The following is a 15,739-nucleotide window of genomic DNA, read 5'->3' on the forward strand; positions in this document are numbered from 1 at the left end:
TACCAAGCGTGACGACGTTGAGCGTGGTCAGGTACTGGCTAAGCCCGGTTCTATCACTCCTCACACCAAGTTCGAGTCTGAAGTCTACGTGCTGAGCAAGGATGAGGGTGGTCGTCACACTCCGTTCTTCAAGGGCTACCGTCCTCAGTTCTACTTCCGTACCACTGACATCACCGGTTCTTGCGAACTGCCTGAGGGTGTTGAGATGGTAATGCCCGGCGATAACGTTCAGATGACCGTTACCCTGATCGCGCCGGTAGCAATGGACGAAGGTCTGCGTTTCGCTATCCGTGAGGNGGTAATCGAGTAAGTTAAGTTGTATGGGAGGGCGTTGCCCTCCCGCTCTACAGGCCAGTAGTTCAATTGGTAGAGCACCGGTCTCCAAAACCGGGGGTTGGGGGTTCGATTCCCTCCTGGCCTGCCATATTTTAGTGTGATTCCTTGGGTGTACTCCTTTTATGGCAGCAAAACTGGAAACTGAAAACGTAAGCCGTTTCGATGGTCTTAAGTGGCTGGTTGTTGTGGCTATTGTGGGCTTGGGCGCTTACGGGAATCAGCACTACGCGGAGGAGTCTCTTCTCTATCGCGTTTTGGCGCTTCTTGTGATGGCGGCCCTGGCTATGTTTGTGGCTGTTCAGACGGCAAAAGGGCGCGCTGCTTTTACGCTGTTGAAGGAGTCTCGCACCGAGGTTCGTCGAGTTGTATGGCCAACACGCCAGGAGACGACCCAGACTACCCTGATTGTGGTGGCTGCGGTTTTGGTGGTTGGTTTGCTGTTGTGGGGACTTGATTCCCTGCTGAGCTGGGTTATTAACCTGTTGATTGGGTAGGAGCGTTGCAAATGGCTCAAAGATGGTATGTTGTGCACGCCTATTCCGGTTACGAGAAGCAGGTGATGCGCTCAATTAAAGAGCGCATCGAGCGCCATGAGATGCAGGACCAGTTTGGTGAGGTTTTGGTTCCTGTGGAAGAAGTGGTTGAGATGCGTGCCGGCCAGAAGCGCAAGAGCGAGCGCAAGTTTTTTCCTGGCTACGTTCTTGTGCAGATGGAGATGAATGATGACACTTGGCACCTGATCAAGGATACGCCACGTGTTATGGGCTTTATCGGTGGTACTGCTGATAAGCCGGCTCCAATTACTGAAAAAGAGGCAAATGCCATCCTGCGTCGAGTAGAAGATGGTATTGAAAAGCCCAAGCCCAAAACGCTGTTTGAGCCGGGTGAAATGGTACGTGTTATTGACGGGCCTTTTGCCGACTTTAATGGTGTGGTTGAGCAGGTGAATTATGAGAAGAGCAGGCTGCATGTTGCGGTTCTGATCTTTGGTCGCTCTACGCCGGTAGAGCTCGAGTTTGGCCAGGTAGAGAAGAGCTAAGCTCGTCAAAAAGTTGTGTACCCTGCACCGCTGTAGCGGTGCGGGGTTGTGTCGTCTGATGTAAGTCAGATGTGTTGAGCGGGGAGCCGTAAGGCGTTTGTACCCATTGTTGAGGTAATTATGGCTAAGAAAATTCAGGCATATATCAAGCTGCAGGTTGCTGCAGGACAAGCTAACCCCAGTCCGCCCGTGGGTCCTGCCCTGGGTCAGCACGGTGTTAACATCATGGAGTTTTGTAAGGCGTTCAACGCCAAGACTCAGGGTGTTGAGCCCGGTCTGCCGACTCCGGTAGTTATCACTGTTTATGCAGATCGTAGCTTCACTTTCGAGACCAAGACGCCTCCTGCTGCCGTTCTGCTGCTGAAGGCTGCCAAGGTGAAGAAGGGTTCTGGTCGTCCCAACACTGAAAAAGTGGGCACCGTTACCCGTGAGCAGCTCGAAGAGATCGCCAAGACCAAAGAACCTGATCTGACTGCTGCCGATATGGATGCAGCTGTACGCACCATCGCGGGTACCGCCCGTAGCATGGGTCTGAACGTGGAGGGCGTGTAAATGGCCAAGTTGACTAAGCGCGCCAAGGCGATTCGCGAAAAGGTAGATGCCACCAAGCAGTACCCACTAGCTGACGCCGTGGCTCTGTTGACCGAACTGTCTGCTGTCAAGTTCACCGAGTCGGTTGATGTTTCTGTCAACCTGGGCGTTGATCCCCGTAAATCCGACCAGGTGGTTCGTGGCGCAACTGTGCTGCCCGCCGGTACTGGTAAGGATGTTCGCGTTGCTGTGTTCACCCAGGGTGCTAACGCCGAAGCGGCTAAAGAAGCCGGAGCTGACATCGTTGGTATGGATGACCTGGCAGAGCAGGTTAAAGCCGGAAACCTGGACTTCGATGTCGTTATCGCCTCTCCGGATGCGATGCGCGTTGTCGGTATGCTGGGACAGATTCTGGGTCCCCGTGGCCTGATGCCTAACCCGAAGGTAGGTACCGTGACCCCTGATGTTGCTACCGCTGTTCGCAACGCCAAGGCTGGTCAGGTTCGTTACCGTACTGACAAGAACGGTATCATCCATGCCGGCGTGGGTAAGATTGGCTTCGCCGCCGATGCGATCAAGCAAAACCTGGACGCACTGCTGATTGACCTGAAAAAGGCCAAGCCTGCTTCCGCCAAAGGTGTTTATGTGAAGAAAATCACCCTGTCCACTACCATGGGCCCGGGTTTGGTTATTGACCAGTCTTCACTCGATTTTTAATTACGGCGTTTCGCTGTAATCGATCTTTGGGGCTCTCGCCATTGGCGGGAGCTGTCAAAGACCGCAGGTGCCGAAAGGCTTAATCCACCGCCTGCGCAGATGGTGTGACCCCGATTCAGATTTCTGAGTTGCCGCACCGATTGGATGACCCCTAGGGGTCTTTGTTAAACCAACTGGAGTAAATCCGTGGCTTTAGGACTAGAAGACAAAAAAGCGATTGTTGCCGAAGTCCAGGAAGCTGCTCAGAGTGCTCTGTCAGCGGTTGTTGCCGATTCCCGTGGCGTAACCGTTACTGACATGACTGCACTGCGTGCCCAGGCTCGTGAGAATGGCATTTGGTTGAAAGTCGTTCGTAACACCCTGGCTCGTCGTGCAGTTGAAGGCACTGCCTTCGAATGCCTCACCGAGACATTTGTAGGTCCTACCCTGATCGCGTTTTCTAAAGAGCATCCCGGCGCCGCTGCACGCGTGCTGTCCGATTTTGCAAAGGAAAACAAAGCGTTTGAGGTAAAAGCAGCAGCTTTTGAGGGCGAGTTGGCTGATGTGGCTGTATTGGCCAAACTGCCGACTTACGAAGAAGCGATCGCGCGCCTGATGAGCGTAATGAAAGAAGCAGCAGCAGGAAAGCTGGTTCGTACCATTGCCGCCATCCGCGACCAAAAAGCAGAGCAAGCTGCCTGATATCCCGATACGGGATGGCCGCTTGAAGCAGATTAACGAGCATTACGCTCAATACGTTTAGGAATAGAGAAATGGCTCTTACTAAAGAAGATATCATCAACGCTGTAGCAGAAATGTCTGTAAAAGACGTTGTTGAACTGATCGAAGCAATGGAAGAGAAGTTTGGTGTTAGCGCTGCAGCTGCTGTTGCTGTTGCCTCTGCCGACGCTGGCGGTGCTGCTGCTGAAGAGCAGACCGAGTTTGACGTAGTCCTGACCAGCGCTGGCGACAAGAAAGTCAACGTTATCAAGGCTGTTCGTGCTATCACCGGTCTTGGCCTGAAAGAAGCCAAGGCAATGGTCGACGGTGCACCTTCTACTGTTAAGGAAGGCGCCAGCAAGGACGACGCTGAAGACGCTAAGAAGCAGCTTGAAGAAGCAGGCGCCCAGGTTGAGATCAAGTAATCGCTTGTGATCACCAAAAGCCTGATTTTTTAATTGGTGCTTATGGCTGGTGCCCTGTTTTGGGCGCCGGCCTTTTTCCGTTGTAAGTCCAGTGGTTTCACTGGAGTTACTTCGGGCCTCGAAGAGGCAGGATAGCTGTAACGGTTTTGGGGCGATACAACGCTCTGTTGAGAAATTCGATAGTCCGATGTCGCGAACTGATCGAATCGATTCGCTAGGTGGCTAAGCTGGGGAACATTGATGGCTTACTCGTACACTGAGAAAAAACGCATCCGCAAGGATTTCAGCAAACTACCGCATGTCATGGACGTGCCCTATTTGCTGGCTATCCAGTTGGATTCCTATCGCAACTTTTTACAAACCGGTGCCTCTCAGGAGGAGATGGCTGAGCGTGGCTTGCACGCTGCTTTCAAAACCGTGTTTCCTATCGTCAGCTATTCCGGCAGCGCCGCGCTGGAGTATGTAGGCTACCGCTTAGGTGAGCCTGTATTTGACGTCAAGGAGTGCCAACTTCGCGGAGTGACCTTCTCGGCACCTCTGCGGGTGAAGGTTCGCCTGATCATTTACGACAAGGAGTCCTCCAACAAGGCGATCAAGGACATCAAGGAGCAGGAAGTGTACATGGGGGAGATCCCCCTGATGACCGAAAACGGTACCTTCGTGATCAATGGTACCGAGCGCGTTATCGTGTCTCAGCTTCACCGCTCTCCCGGTGTGTTCTTTAGCCATGATGGCGGTAAGACCCACTCCTCTGGCAAGCTGCTGTACAACGCGCGCGTGATCCCCTACCGTGGCTCCTGGTTGGACTTCGAGTTTGACCCCAAGGACCTCGTTTTTGCCCGTATCGACCGTCGCCGCAAGCTGCCAGCGACTGTGCTGCTGCGCGCACTGGGCCTCTCCTCCGAAGAGATCCTGCAGATCTTCTTCGAGACCACTCAATTCGTACTCAGCGAGTCCGGTGTCAGCATGGAGCTGGTGCCTGAGCGTCTGCGTGGTGAAGCCGCCAGTTTCGATATTAAAGACAAGAGTGGCAAGGTGGTTGTAGAGCAGGGTCGTCGTATTACCGCTCGTCACATCGCACAGCTGGCCAAATCCAAGATCGCACGACTGGACTCTCCGATGGAGTACCTGTTGGGCAAGCGCCTGGCGCGTACCCTGGTCGACAAAGCCAGCGGTGAGATTCTGTTCGAATGCAACACAGAAATCACCCTTGAAGTGATTGAGACCTTGCGCGATAAGAAGGTCACTGATCTGGAGGTGATCTACACCAACGAGCTGGACTGTGGTTCCTTTATCTCCGATACCCTGTTGGCGGACACCACCACCAATCAGCTGGAGGCGTTGGTCGAGATCTACCGCATGATGCGCCCCGGCGAACCGCCCACCAAAGAGGCCGCGGAAGCGCTGTTCAGCAACCTCTTCTTCAGCTCCGATCGCTATGACCTGTCGGGCGTTGGTCGCATGAAGTTCAACCGTCGTATCGGTCGTGACTCCGATACCGGATCTGGTGTGCTGGATAACGATGATATCATCGCGGTCCTCAAGACCCTGGTGGATATCCGTAACGGTAAGGGCATCGTTGACGACATCGACCACTTGGGTAACCGTCGCATCCGTTCCGTAGGCGAGATGGCTGAAAATCAGTTCCGCGTTGGCCTGGTACGTGTTGAGCGTGCCGTCAAAGAGCGCCTGAGCATGGCCGAGTCTGAAGGCCTGATGCCCCAGGACCTGATCAACGCCAAGCCTGTCGCAGCGGCGATCAAGGAGTTCTTCGGCTCCAGCCAGTTGTCCCAGTTTATGGACCAGAACAACCCGCTCTCCGAGATCACCCACAAGCGTCGTGTATCGGCCTTGGGCCCGGGTGGCTTGACCCGTGAGCGTGCCGGCTTTGAGGTGCGTGACGTACACCCGACCCACTACGGTCGCGTCTGCCCCATTGAAACCCCTGAAGGTCCGAACATCGGTCTGATCAACTCGTTGGCCAGCTATGCGCGCACCAACGAGTACGGCTTCCTCGAGAGTCCCTACCGTAAAGTAGTGGATGGCCTGGTGACCGACGAGATCCACTACCTGTCTGCTATCGAAGAGGCTGCTTTCGTGATTGCCCAGGCCAACGCGGTACTGGACGAGAAGGGTCAGCTGACCGACGAGATGGTTAGCGTTCGTCACCTGAACGAATTTACCTTCATGACCCCTGATCGGGTTAACTACATGGACGTATCACCGCGTCAGGTGGTTTCCGTAGCGGCATCCCTGATTCCCTTCCTTGAGCACGACGATGCTAACCGTGCCCTGATGGGATCCAACATGCAGCGTCAGGCGGTGCCGACCCTGCGCTCTCAGAAGCCGCTGGTGGGTACCGGTGTTGAGCGTGCGGTGGCTACCGACTCGGGCGTCTGTGTGGTCGCCAAGAGCGGTGGTGTGGTCGAGTTTGTTGACGCCAGCCGTATCGTGGTCCGTGTGGATGCTTCCGAAATCAAGGCGGGTGAGGCTGGTGTGGATATCTACAACCTCATCAAGTACACCCGTTCCAACCAGAACACCTGCATCAACCAGCGTCCGCTGGTGAAAGCCGGTGACCAGGTTGCCCGTGGCGATGTGCTGGCCGATGGTCCCTCCGTTGACCTGGGCGAATTGGCGCTGGGCCAGAACATGCGCATCGCGTTCATGACCTGGAACGGTTTCAACTTCGAGGATTCCATCCTGGTCTCCGAGCGCGTCGTCCAGGAGGATCGTTTCACCACGATCCACATCCAGGAGCTGACCTGTGTTGCCCGTGAAACCAAGCTGGGCTCCGAAGAGATCACTGCGGATATCCCCAACGTCGGTGAGCATGCGCTGAACAAACTGGACGAGTCTGGCATTGTTTACGTAGGTGCCGAGGTTGAGGCTGGCGATATCCTGGTAGGTAAGGTTACCCCTAAGGGTGAAACCCAGCTGACCCCGGAAGAGAAGCTGCTGCGCGCCATCTTTGGTGAGAAGGCCTCCGATGTTAAGGATACCTCCCTGCGTGTACCGACCTCGGTCAAGGGTACCGTTATCGATGTGCAGGTATTTACCCGTGACGGCGTCGACAAGGACCAGCGTGCGCTCTCCATCGAGAAGTCCCAGCTGGACGAGATCCGTAAGGACCTGAATGACGAATACCGTATCGTCGAGCAGGCAACCTACGAGCGTCTGCAGGAGGCCCTGGTTGGCCAGAAGGTCAATGGTGGTCCTGCTCTGAAAAAGGGTGACACCCTGACCGCTGACTACCTTGAGGGTCTTGAGCGTGGCCAGTGGTTCAAGCTGCGTATGGCAGACGAGGCGCTTAACGAAGTTCTGGAGCTGGCAGAGAACCAGTTGAAAGAGCGTCGTGCCAAGCTGGACGACCGTTTCGAGGACAAAAAGAAGAAGCTGCAGACCGGCGATGACCTGGCCCCTGGCGTACAGAAGATCGTCAAGGTGTACCTTGCCATCAAGCGTCGTATCCAGCCCGGTGACAAGATGGCCGGTCGCCACGGTAACAAGGGTGTTATCTCCGTCATCATGCCCGTCGAGGATATGCCTCACGACGAGAATGGCGAGCCGGTTGATATCGTTCTGAACCCGCTGGGTGTACCTTCGCGTATGAACGTGGGCCAGATTCTCGAAACTCACCTGGGTATGGCTGCAAAGGGTCTGGGTCGCAAGATCGACGAAATGATCCAGACGCAGAAAAGCGTGGCCGAGATCCGTAAGTTCCTCGACCAGATCTATAATGGCGTAGGTGGCCGTAACGAGAAGCTCGAAGAGCTGACCGACGCTGAGATCCTGGACCTGGCACGCAACCTGTGCGACGGCGTACCCATGGCAACTCCCGTGTTTGATGGCGCTCGTGAGAGTGAGATCAAGGAGCTGCTGAGCCTAGCGGGTATTCCGGACTCCGGGCAGATGACGCTGTTTGATGGTCGTACCGGTGATCAATTTGATCGACCTGTTACCGTCGGCTACATGTACATGCTGAAGCTGAACCACCTGGTAGACGACAAGATGCACGCGCGTTCTACTGGATCTTACAGTCTGGTGACCCAGCAGCCGCTGGGTGGTAAAGCCCAGTTTGGTGGCCAGCGTTTCGGTGAGATGGAGGTGTGGGCCCTGGAGTCTTACGGTGCCGCTTACACCCTGCAGGAGATGCTCACCGTCAAGTCCGACGATGTGAATGGTCGTACCAAGATGTATAAGAACATCGTGGACGGCGATCACCGTATGGAACCGGGCATGCCTGAGTCATTCAACGTTCTGGTGAAAGAGATTCGGTCTCTTGGCATCGATATCGAACTGGAAACCGAGTAAGCAGCTAAGCGCGGGGGGGCGACGTTAACGCGTCGTCCCTAAGCCAACCCCGCGAGGAGATACAGTCTTGAAAGATTTATTGAATCTACTGAAAACCCAGGGACAAAGCGAAGAGTTCGACTCAATCCGAATCTCCCTGGCCTCACCGGAAATGATCCGTTCCTGGTCCTTTGGTGAAGTTAAAAAGCCCGAGACCATCAACTACCGTACCTTCAAACCGGAGCGTGACGGTCTGTTCTGCGCCAAGATCTTTGGCCCGGTCAAGGACTACGAGTGCCTGTGCGGTAAGTACAAGCGCCTCAAGCACCGTGGCGTGATCTGTGAGAAGTGTGGTGTTGAGGTTGCGCTGGCCAAGGTACGTCGTGAGCGCATGGGCCACATTGAGCTGGCCAGCCCTGTTGCCCACATCTGGTTCCTCAAGTCGCTGCCCTCCCGTATCGGTATGATGCTGGATATGACGCTACGTGATATCGAGCGTGTGCTCTACTTCGAATCCTACGTCGTGGTGGATCCGGGTATGACCAGCCTCGAGCAGGGCCAGATGCTCAACGACGAGGAGTACTACGAGGCGCTGGAGGAGTTCGGCGACGACTTCGAAGCCAAGATGGGCGCCGAGGCGGTCCAGGCGTTGCTGGGTGACATGAACCTGGCCGAGGAGATCGCTCGTTTGCGCGAAGAGATCCCTGCCACCAGCTCAGAGACCAAGATCAAAAAGCTCAGCAAGCGCTTGAAGCTGATCGAGGCTTTCCACAGCTCCGGCAACAACCCGGAGTGGATGGTGCTGAAGGTGCTGCCGGTACTTCCGCCCGATCTGCGCCCGCTGGTTCCCCTGGACGGCGGCCGTTTTGCCACCTCCGATCTCAACGACCTTTACCGTCGAGTGATCAACCGTAACAACCGCCTGAAGCGACTGCTGGACCTGAGCGCTCCCGATATCATCGTGCGCAACGAGAAGCGTATGCTGCAGGAGTCAGTGGATGCGCTGCTGGATAACGGCCGCCGCGGTCGTGCCATCACCGGTTCCAACAAGCGTCCCCTGAAGTCCCTGGCCGACATGATCAAGGGTAAGCAGGGTCGCTTCCGCCAGAACCTCCTGGGTAAGCGGGTCGACTACTCCGGGCGTTCCGTTATCGTGGTTGGTCCGACCCTGCGTCTGCACCAGTGTGGCCTGCCCAAGAAGATGGCGCTGGAGCTGTTCAAGCCCTTCATCTTTGGCAAGCTGGAAGCCCGTGGCGCTGCCACCACCATCAAAGCCGCCAAGAAGATGGTGGAGCGTGAAGAGGGCCTGGTGTGGGATATCCTCGACGAGGTGATCCGCGAGCACCCGGTGCTGCTGAACCGTGCCCCCACCCTGCACCGTCTGGGTATCCAGGCCTTTGAGCCGGTACTGGTAGAGGGTAAGGCCATTCAGCTGCACCCGCTGGTGTGTGCGGCCTACAACGCCGACTTCGACGGTGACCAGATGGCGGTCCACGTACCGCTGACCATCGAGGCGCAGCTCGAAGCCCGTGCCCTGATGATGTCCACCAACAATATCCTGGCCCCCGCTAACGGTGAGCCGATCATCGTGCCTTCGCAGGACGTGGTACTGGGTCTTTACTACATGACCCGTTCGCGTATCAACGCCAAGGGCGAGGGCATGGTGTTTGCCGATATCAAGGAGGCGCAGCGCGCCTACCGCACCGGCAATGCCGAGCTCCATACCCGCTGTAAAGTGCGGGTCAGCGAAGTCACTCTCGACGGCGAGGGTAACAAGACCTCCAAGCTGCAACTGGTGGATACCACCGTGGGTCGTGCGCTGCTGTTCGATATCTGCCCCGACGGTATCCCTTATGAGCTGATCAACCAGCCCATGAAGAAGAAGGCGATCTCCAATCTGATCAACACCTGCTACCGCAATGTGGGTCTGAAGGAGACGGTTATCTTTGCTGACCAGCTGATGTACACCGGTTTCGCCTATGCGACCAAGTCCGGTGCATCAATCGGTGTTAACGACTTCGTGATTCCTGACGAGAAGCACCAGATCATCGACGATGCTTCCGAAGAGGTGCGTGAGATCGAGGAGCAGTACCGCAGCGGTCTGGTTACCCAGGGCGAGAAGTACAACAAGGTGATCGATATCTGGTCCCGTGCCAACGAACTCGTGGCCAAGAAAATGATGGAAAACCTCGGTAGCGATACCGTGATTAACCGTGAAGGCAAGCCGGAGGAGCAGGAATCCTTCAACTCTGTCTACATCATGGCGGACTCCGGTGCGCGGGGTAGTGCGGCCCAGATTCGTCAGCTGGCCGGTATGCGTGGCCTGATGGCCAAGCCCGATGGCTCCATCATCGAGACCCCCATCACCGCCAACTTCCGTGAGGGTCTGAACGTACTTCAGTACTTCATCTCCACCCACGGTGCCCGTAAGGGTCTGGCGGATACCGCCCTCAAGACCGCCAACTCCGGTTACCTGACCCGCCGTCTGGTGGATGTGGCCCAGGATCTGGTGGTAACCGAGGTTGACTGTGGTACCGACCAGGGTCTGTGGATGTCTCCTCACATCGAAGGTGGCGACGTGGTCGAGCCGCTGGGTGAGCGTATTCTGGGTCGAGTGGTTGCCCGGGACGTTATCAAGCCCGGTACCGAAGATGAGATCGCGGTTGAAGCCGGTACCCTCATCGATGAGGCCTGGGTAACCCGACTCGAAGCGATGAACGTGGACGAGATGTTTGTGCGCTCCTCCATCACTTGTGAAACCCGTCACGGCGTCTGCTCCAAGTGCTACGGACGTGACCTGGGTCGCGGCCACCTGGTCAACAGCGGTGAGGCAGTCGGTGTTATCGCTGCCCAGTCGATCGGTGAGCCCGGTACCCAGCTGACCATGCGTACCTTCCACATCGGTGGTGCGGCGTCGCGGACCTCTGCTGCTGACAGCATCCAGGTCAAGACCGGTGGTGCCCTGCGCTTGCACAACCTGAAGACGGTAGAGCGTAAGGATGGCTCTCTGGTAGCGGTATCCCGCTCCGGTGAGCTGGCGGTTGCCGACGAGTTTGGTCGTGAGCGTGAGCGTTACAAGCTGCCTTACGGCGCCAACATCCTGCTGAAGGATGGTGCTGCGGTGAACCCGGGCGATGTAGTTGCGAAATGGGATCCCCATACCCACCCGATCATCACCGAAATCGCTGGTAAGGTGGCCTTCTCCGGTATGGAGGAGAACATCACCATCAACAAGCAGACCGATGAGCTGACCGGCCTGTCCAATATCGAGGTACTCGATCCCAAGGATCGTCCTGCCGCCGGTAAGGATATCCGCCCCGCAGTTTGCCTGGTGGATGACAACGGTAACGAGCTGAAGCTGGCCGATACCAATACCCCGGCGCAGTACTTCCTGCCCTCCAACGCCCTGCTGACCCTGAATGACGGTGCGCAGCTGGAAGTGGGTGATGTAATTGCCCGTATCCCGCAGCAAAGCTCGGGTAACAAGGATATCACCGGTGGTCTGCCACGGGTTGCTGACCTGTTCGAGGCCCGTAAACCGAAGGAGTCCTCTATCCTCGCCGAGGTGAGCGGTATGGTGAGCTTCGGTAAGGAGACCAAGGGTAAGAAGCGCCTGGTGATCACCCCGACTGACGGCGGCGACCCCTATGAGGAGCTGATCCACAAGTGGCGTCACCTGAACGTGTTCGAGGGTGAGAAGGTGGTCAAGGGTGAGGTTATCTCCGACGGCCCGTCCAACCCCCACGATATCCTGCGCCTGCTGGGTATCAGCGAGCTGGCCAAGTACATCGTCAACGAGATCCAGGACGTGTACCGCCTGCAGGGTGTAAAGATCAACGACAAGCACATCGAGACCATCCTGCGTCAGATGTTGCGTAAGATTGAGATTACCGATACCGGTGATTCCAGCTTCATCCGTGGTGACCAGGTTGAGTACGTACGCTTCCTGGAGCACAACGAAGAGCTCGAGGCTGAGGGTAAGATCCCGGCCAAGGGTGAGCGTGTGCTGCTGGGTATCACCAAGGCGTCGCTGGCGACCGAGTCCTTTATCTCGGCGGCCTCCTTCCAGGAGACCACCCGGGTACTGACTGAGGCGGCAGTGACCGGCAAGCGTGACTACCTGCGTGGGCTCAAGGAGAACGTGGTCGTGGGTCGACTGATTCCTGCGGGAACCGGCCTGGCCTACCACAACGACCGTCGTCTCAAGCGCCAGGAGGAGGATCTCGCATCCGGTACCGCCAGCGTTAGCCTGAGCGACGTCGAGCAGGCACTGAGCGAAGCCCTGAACTCCAGCAATAACTAGGGTTCAGGCCGCTTAACAGGAAAAGAAGGGAGACGGCCCGGGCTGATCAATGATCAGACTCCGGGCTTTCTCTTGACTCAGGCGCGCGTGATCTATAGAATCTCGCGTCCTTTAACATGGCTAAATTTCGGTTTGGCTGGTTTTAAATGGGCTCTGGCCCCTATTTGTAACTATTGGAGTTTGCTTACATGGCAACTATTAACCAGTTGGTTCGTAAGCCGCGTAAACGCAAAGTCGCTAAAAGTGACGTACCCGCCCTGCAGGCTTGCCCTCAGCGTCGTGGTGTGTGCACTCGCGTCTATACAACTACCCCCAAGAAGCCTAACTCTGCGCTTCGTAAGGTATGTCGTGTGCGTTTGACCAACGGCTTCGAGGTAACCTCGTACATCGGTGGTGAAGGCCACAACCTTCAGGAGCACAGTGTGGTTCTGATTCGCGGCGGTCGTGTAAAGGACTTGCCGGGTGTACGTTATCACACCGTTCGCGGAAGTCTGGATACCCAGGGTGTTAACGACCGTAAGCAGGGTCGTTCCAAGTACGGTACCAAGCGTCCGAAGTAATTTTATTGTTGAGTTGATAAGAGTAAGGCTGAGCGTCGCCGGAAACGGTCGTTCTCAGGCCAGACCTGAAGACCTACATTTTTTAGAGGGCTTATCATGCCAAGAAGACGAGTCATCGCTAAGCGCGAGGTTCTCCCAGATCCTAAGTACGGGAACCAAACGCTGGCCAAGTTCATTAACCACGTAATGGTTAGTGGTAAGAAATCCGTTGCCGAGCGCATTGTTTATGGTGCGTTGGACAAGGTTGCAGAGCGCACCAAGGGTGACGCGCTGGAGATTTTTGAAAAGGCGCTGGAATCCATCGCGCCAATGGTGGAGGTTAAATCCCGCCGAGTGGGTGGTGCGACCTATCAGGTGCCGGTAGAGGTTCGTCCTTCCCGTCGTACCGCACTGGCTATGCGCTGGCTGGTAGATTACTCCCGTAAGCGTGGTGAGAAGTCTATGGCCCTGCGTCTGGCGGGCGAAATTGCCGATGCGGCTGAAGGTAAGGGTGCTGCGGTTAAGAAGCGTGAAGACGTTCACCGTATGGCTGAAGCCAACAAAGCGTTCTCTCACTTCCGTTTCTAATTTTTCGAGGATTATCTCGTGGCTCGTAAAACACCTATTGCCCGATATCGTAATATCGGTATTTGTGCCCACGTTGATGCTGGAAAGACCACGACCACCGAGCGTGTGTTGTTCTATACCGGTATATCTCACAAAATTGGTGAGGTTCACGACGGTGCGGCAACCATGGACTGGATGGAGCAGGAGCAGGAGCGTGGTATCACCATCACTTCTGCTGCCACCACCTGTTTCTGGAGTGGTATGGACAAGCAGTTCCAGGATCACCGTATCAACATTATCGACACCCCCGGGCACGTTGACTTTACCATTGAGGTAGAGCGTTCCCTGCGTGTGCTGGATGGTGCTGTGGTGGTACTGTGCGGTTCTTCCGGCGTGCAGCCCCAGACCGAAACCGTTTGGCGTCAGGCCAACAAGTACGCCGTACCCCGCATGGTGTTCGTCAATAAGATGGACCGTGCCGGCGCGGACTACATGATGGTTGTTCGTCAGCTGAAGCAGCGCCTTGGTGCTGTTGCGGTTCCCCTGCAGATGACCATCGGTGCCGAGGATGAGTTCAAGGGCGTGGTCGATCTCGTGAAGATGAAGGCCATCCTTTGGAACGAGGCTGACCAGGGTACCACCTTCGAATATGGTGAGATTCCGGCTAACCTGCTGGACGAGTGCCAGGCGATGCACGAAGAGTTGGTCGAAGCCGCTGCTGAAGCCAATGAAGAGCTGATGGAGAAGTACCTGGAAGGCGGCGAGCTCACCGAGGAAGAGATCAAGGCGGGCATTCGTGCGCGTACTCTTGCTAACGAGATTGTGCCTGTACTGGGTGGTTCTGCGTTCAAGAACAAGGGTGTGCAGGCGGTGCTGGATGCGGTTATCGAGTACATGCCCTCTCCTGCCGAGGTTAAGGCGATTGAAGGTACCCTCGACGACGGTGAGACCGTCGAAGAGCGTAAGGCTGACGACAAGGCGCCCTTCGCGGCCCTGGCGTTCAAGATCGCTACCGACCCCTTCGTTGGAAACCTGACCTTTATGCGGGTCTACTCCGGTACCCTGAACTCCGGTGACTCCGTCTACAACCCGGTCAAGTCCAAGAAAGAGCGTATCGGTCGTATGGTGCAGATGCACGCCAACAACCGTGAAGAGATCAAAGAGGTTCTCGCGGGCGATATCGCGGCGGCCATCGGTCTTAAAGATGTGACCACCGGTGACACCCTGTGTGCGCTGGATGCCCACATCACCCTGGAGCGTATGGAGTTCCCCGAGCCCGTAATCTCTGTGGCGGTTGAGCCCAAGTCCAAGGCTGACCAGGAGAAGATGGGTGTTGCGCTGGGTAAGCTGGCTCAGGAAGACCCCTCTTTCCGTGTTGAAACCGACGAAGAGTCCGGTCAGACCATTATCTCCGGTATGGGTGAGCTGCACCTCGACATCATCGTCGATCGTATGCGTCGTGAGTTCAGTGTTGAAGCCAACATTGGTAAGCCTCGCGTTGCCTACCGTGAGAAGATCAAGGCGTCTGTTGAGGCGAACCACAAGTTTGCCCGTCAGTCCGGTGGTCGCGGTCAGTACGGTCACGTTGTTATCGAGTTCTCTCCTTCCGATGAAGAGGGGCTGGAGTTCATCAACGAGATCGTGGGTGGATCTATTCCTAAGGAATACATCCCGGCGATCGAGAAGGGTATCGCAGAGCAGATGAAGAACGGTGTTATCGCCGGCTACCCTCTGCTGGGTCTCAAAGCGCGTCTGTACGATGGGTCTTTCCACGAGGTTGACTCCAACGAGATGGCGTTTAAGATCGCTGCATCCCAGGCTCTGAAGAAGTATGCACCGCAGGCCAACCCTGTGCTGCTCGAGCCGATGATGAAGGTTGAAGTAGTAACTCCCGAAGACTACATGGGCGATGTGATGGGTGACCTGAACCGTCGTCGTGGTCTGGTTCAGGGGATGGAGGACAGCACGTCCGGTAAGGTGATTAATGCACAGGTGCCACTGGGCGAGATGTTCGGTTACGCAACTGACTTGCGTTCCGCTACCCAGGGTCGTGCCACCTACTCCATGGAATTTGAGTGCTATTCCGAAGCGCCTTCCAGCATCGCCGATGCGGTAAGCAAGCAAGGCTAAATTTTTTTGACACTATTTAAGAAAGGTATTTTTAGCAATGGCTAAGGCAACTTTTGAGCGTAACAAGCCGCACGTTAACGTCGGCACCATCGGTCACGTTGACCACGGTAAAACTACTCTGACCGCTGCTCTGACTCGCGTGTGCTACGAGGCATGGGGT

At 56.0% G+C, this 15,739-nt stretch carries 13 protein-coding genes and 1 tRNA gene; all 14 read left to right on the top strand.

Annotation, left to right across the window (positions count from 1 at the left end; translation table 11 throughout):
• The coding region (locus tag D0544_RS16920) for an EF-Tu C-terminal domain-related protein (RefSeq protein ID WP_481147846.1) at positions 1–310 on the top strand (310 nt) is incomplete at its 5' end.
• A gap of 38 nt (positions 311–348) precedes the next feature.
• Positions 349–424: transfer RNA gene (locus tag D0544_RS16925), tRNA-Trp, on the top strand.
• Positions 425–458: 34 nt separating this feature from the next.
• Complete coding sequence (gene secE / locus D0544_RS16930; protein ID WP_125018463.1) at positions 459–830, top strand: preprotein translocase subunit SecE; 372 nt, start codon at positions 459–461, stop codon at positions 828–830.
• An 11-nt stretch (positions 831–841) separates the two neighbouring features.
• Entirely contained in the window at positions 842–1,375 is a 534-nt protein-coding gene (gene nusG / locus D0544_RS16935; RefSeq protein ID WP_125018465.1) for a transcription termination/antitermination protein NusG, read from the top strand.
• A 120-nt stretch (positions 1,376–1,495) separates the two neighbouring features.
• Positions 1,496–1,927 (top strand): 50S ribosomal protein L11, encoded by a 432-nt coding sequence (rplK, locus tag D0544_RS16940; protein WP_125018467.1) that lies wholly within the window; start codon positions 1,496–1,498, stop codon positions 1,925–1,927.
• Positions 1,928–2,623, top strand: a complete 696-nt coding sequence (gene rplA, locus D0544_RS16945) for a 50S ribosomal protein L1 (RefSeq protein WP_125018469.1) — start codon at positions 1,928–1,930, stop codon at positions 2,621–2,623.
• A 186-nt stretch (positions 2,624–2,809) separates the two neighbouring features.
• Positions 2,810–3,304: a 50S ribosomal protein L10 gene (gene rplJ, locus D0544_RS16950; RefSeq protein ID WP_125018471.1), complete on the top strand. Its 495-nt coding sequence runs from the start codon at positions 2,810–2,812 to the stop codon at positions 3,302–3,304.
• Between the two features lie 71 nt (positions 3,305–3,375).
• Positions 3,376–3,747: a 50S ribosomal protein L7/L12 gene (gene rplL / locus D0544_RS16955; RefSeq protein ID WP_125018473.1), complete on the top strand. Its 372-nt coding sequence runs from the start codon at positions 3,376–3,378 to the stop codon at positions 3,745–3,747.
• A 240-nt stretch (positions 3,748–3,987) separates the two neighbouring features.
• Positions 3,988–8,061 carry a DNA-directed RNA polymerase subunit beta gene (rpoB, locus tag D0544_RS16960; RefSeq protein ID WP_125018474.1) on the top strand — a complete coding sequence of 1,358 codons (4,074 nt, stop codon included), beginning with the start codon at positions 3,988–3,990 and terminating at the stop codon, positions 8,059–8,061.
• Between the two features lie 67 nt (positions 8,062–8,128).
• Positions 8,129–12,343 carry a DNA-directed RNA polymerase subunit beta' gene (gene rpoC / locus D0544_RS16965; protein ID WP_125018476.1) on the top strand — a complete coding sequence of 1,405 codons (4,215 nt, stop codon included), beginning with the start codon at positions 8,129–8,131 and terminating at the stop codon, positions 12,341–12,343.
• A 188-nt stretch (positions 12,344–12,531) separates the two neighbouring features.
• Positions 12,532–12,903, top strand: coding sequence for a 30S ribosomal protein S12 (gene rpsL / locus D0544_RS16970; protein ID WP_125018478.1), 372 nt, complete (start codon positions 12,532–12,534; stop codon positions 12,901–12,903).
• Positions 12,904–12,999: 96 nt separating this feature from the next.
• On the top strand, positions 13,000–13,470 hold the full coding sequence (gene rpsG / locus D0544_RS16975) for a 30S ribosomal protein S7 (RefSeq protein WP_125018480.1): 471 nt from the start codon (positions 13,000–13,002) through the stop codon (positions 13,468–13,470).
• Between the two features lie 18 nt (positions 13,471–13,488).
• On the top strand, positions 13,489–15,579 hold the full coding sequence (gene fusA, locus D0544_RS16980; protein ID WP_125018482.1) for an elongation factor G: 2,091 nt from the start codon (positions 13,489–13,491) through the stop codon (positions 15,577–15,579).
• A gap of 37 nt (positions 15,580–15,616) precedes the next feature.
• On the top strand, positions 15,617–15,739 hold a 123-nt coding region (locus D0544_RS16985), incomplete at its 3' end, for a GTP-binding protein (protein ID WP_243647371.1).

Source organism: Aestuariirhabdus litorea (assembly GCF_003864255.1).
Taxonomy (GTDB): domain Bacteria; phylum Pseudomonadota; class Gammaproteobacteria; order Pseudomonadales; family Aestuariirhabdaceae; genus Aestuariirhabdus; species Aestuariirhabdus litorea.

Bases quoted from the DNA above. Each gene is read 5' to 3' on its own strand.
- secE (WP_125018463.1), top strand. From the start codon at position 459: ATGGCAGCAAAACTGGAAACTGAAAACGTAAGCCGTTTCGATGGTCTT.
- nusG (WP_125018465.1), top strand. From the start codon at position 842: ATGGCTCAAAGATGGTATGTTGTGCACGCCTATTCCGGTTACGAGAAG.
- rplK (WP_125018467.1), top strand. From the start codon at position 1,496: ATGGCTAAGAAAATTCAGGCATATATCAAGCTGCAGGTTGCTGCAGGA.
- rplA (WP_125018469.1), top strand. From the start codon at position 1,928: ATGGCCAAGTTGACTAAGCGCGCCAAGGCGATTCGCGAAAAGGTAGAT.
- rplL (WP_125018473.1), top strand. From the start codon at position 3,376: ATGGCTCTTACTAAAGAAGATATCATCAACGCTGTAGCAGAAATGTCT.
- rpoB (WP_125018474.1), top strand. From the start codon at position 3,988: ATGGCTTACTCGTACACTGAGAAAAAACGCATCCGCAAGGATTTCAGC.
- rpsL (WP_125018478.1), top strand. From the start codon at position 12,532: ATGGCAACTATTAACCAGTTGGTTCGTAAGCCGCGTAAACGCAAAGTC.
- rpsG (WP_125018480.1), top strand. From the start codon at position 13,000: ATGCCAAGAAGACGAGTCATCGCTAAGCGCGAGGTTCTCCCAGATCCT.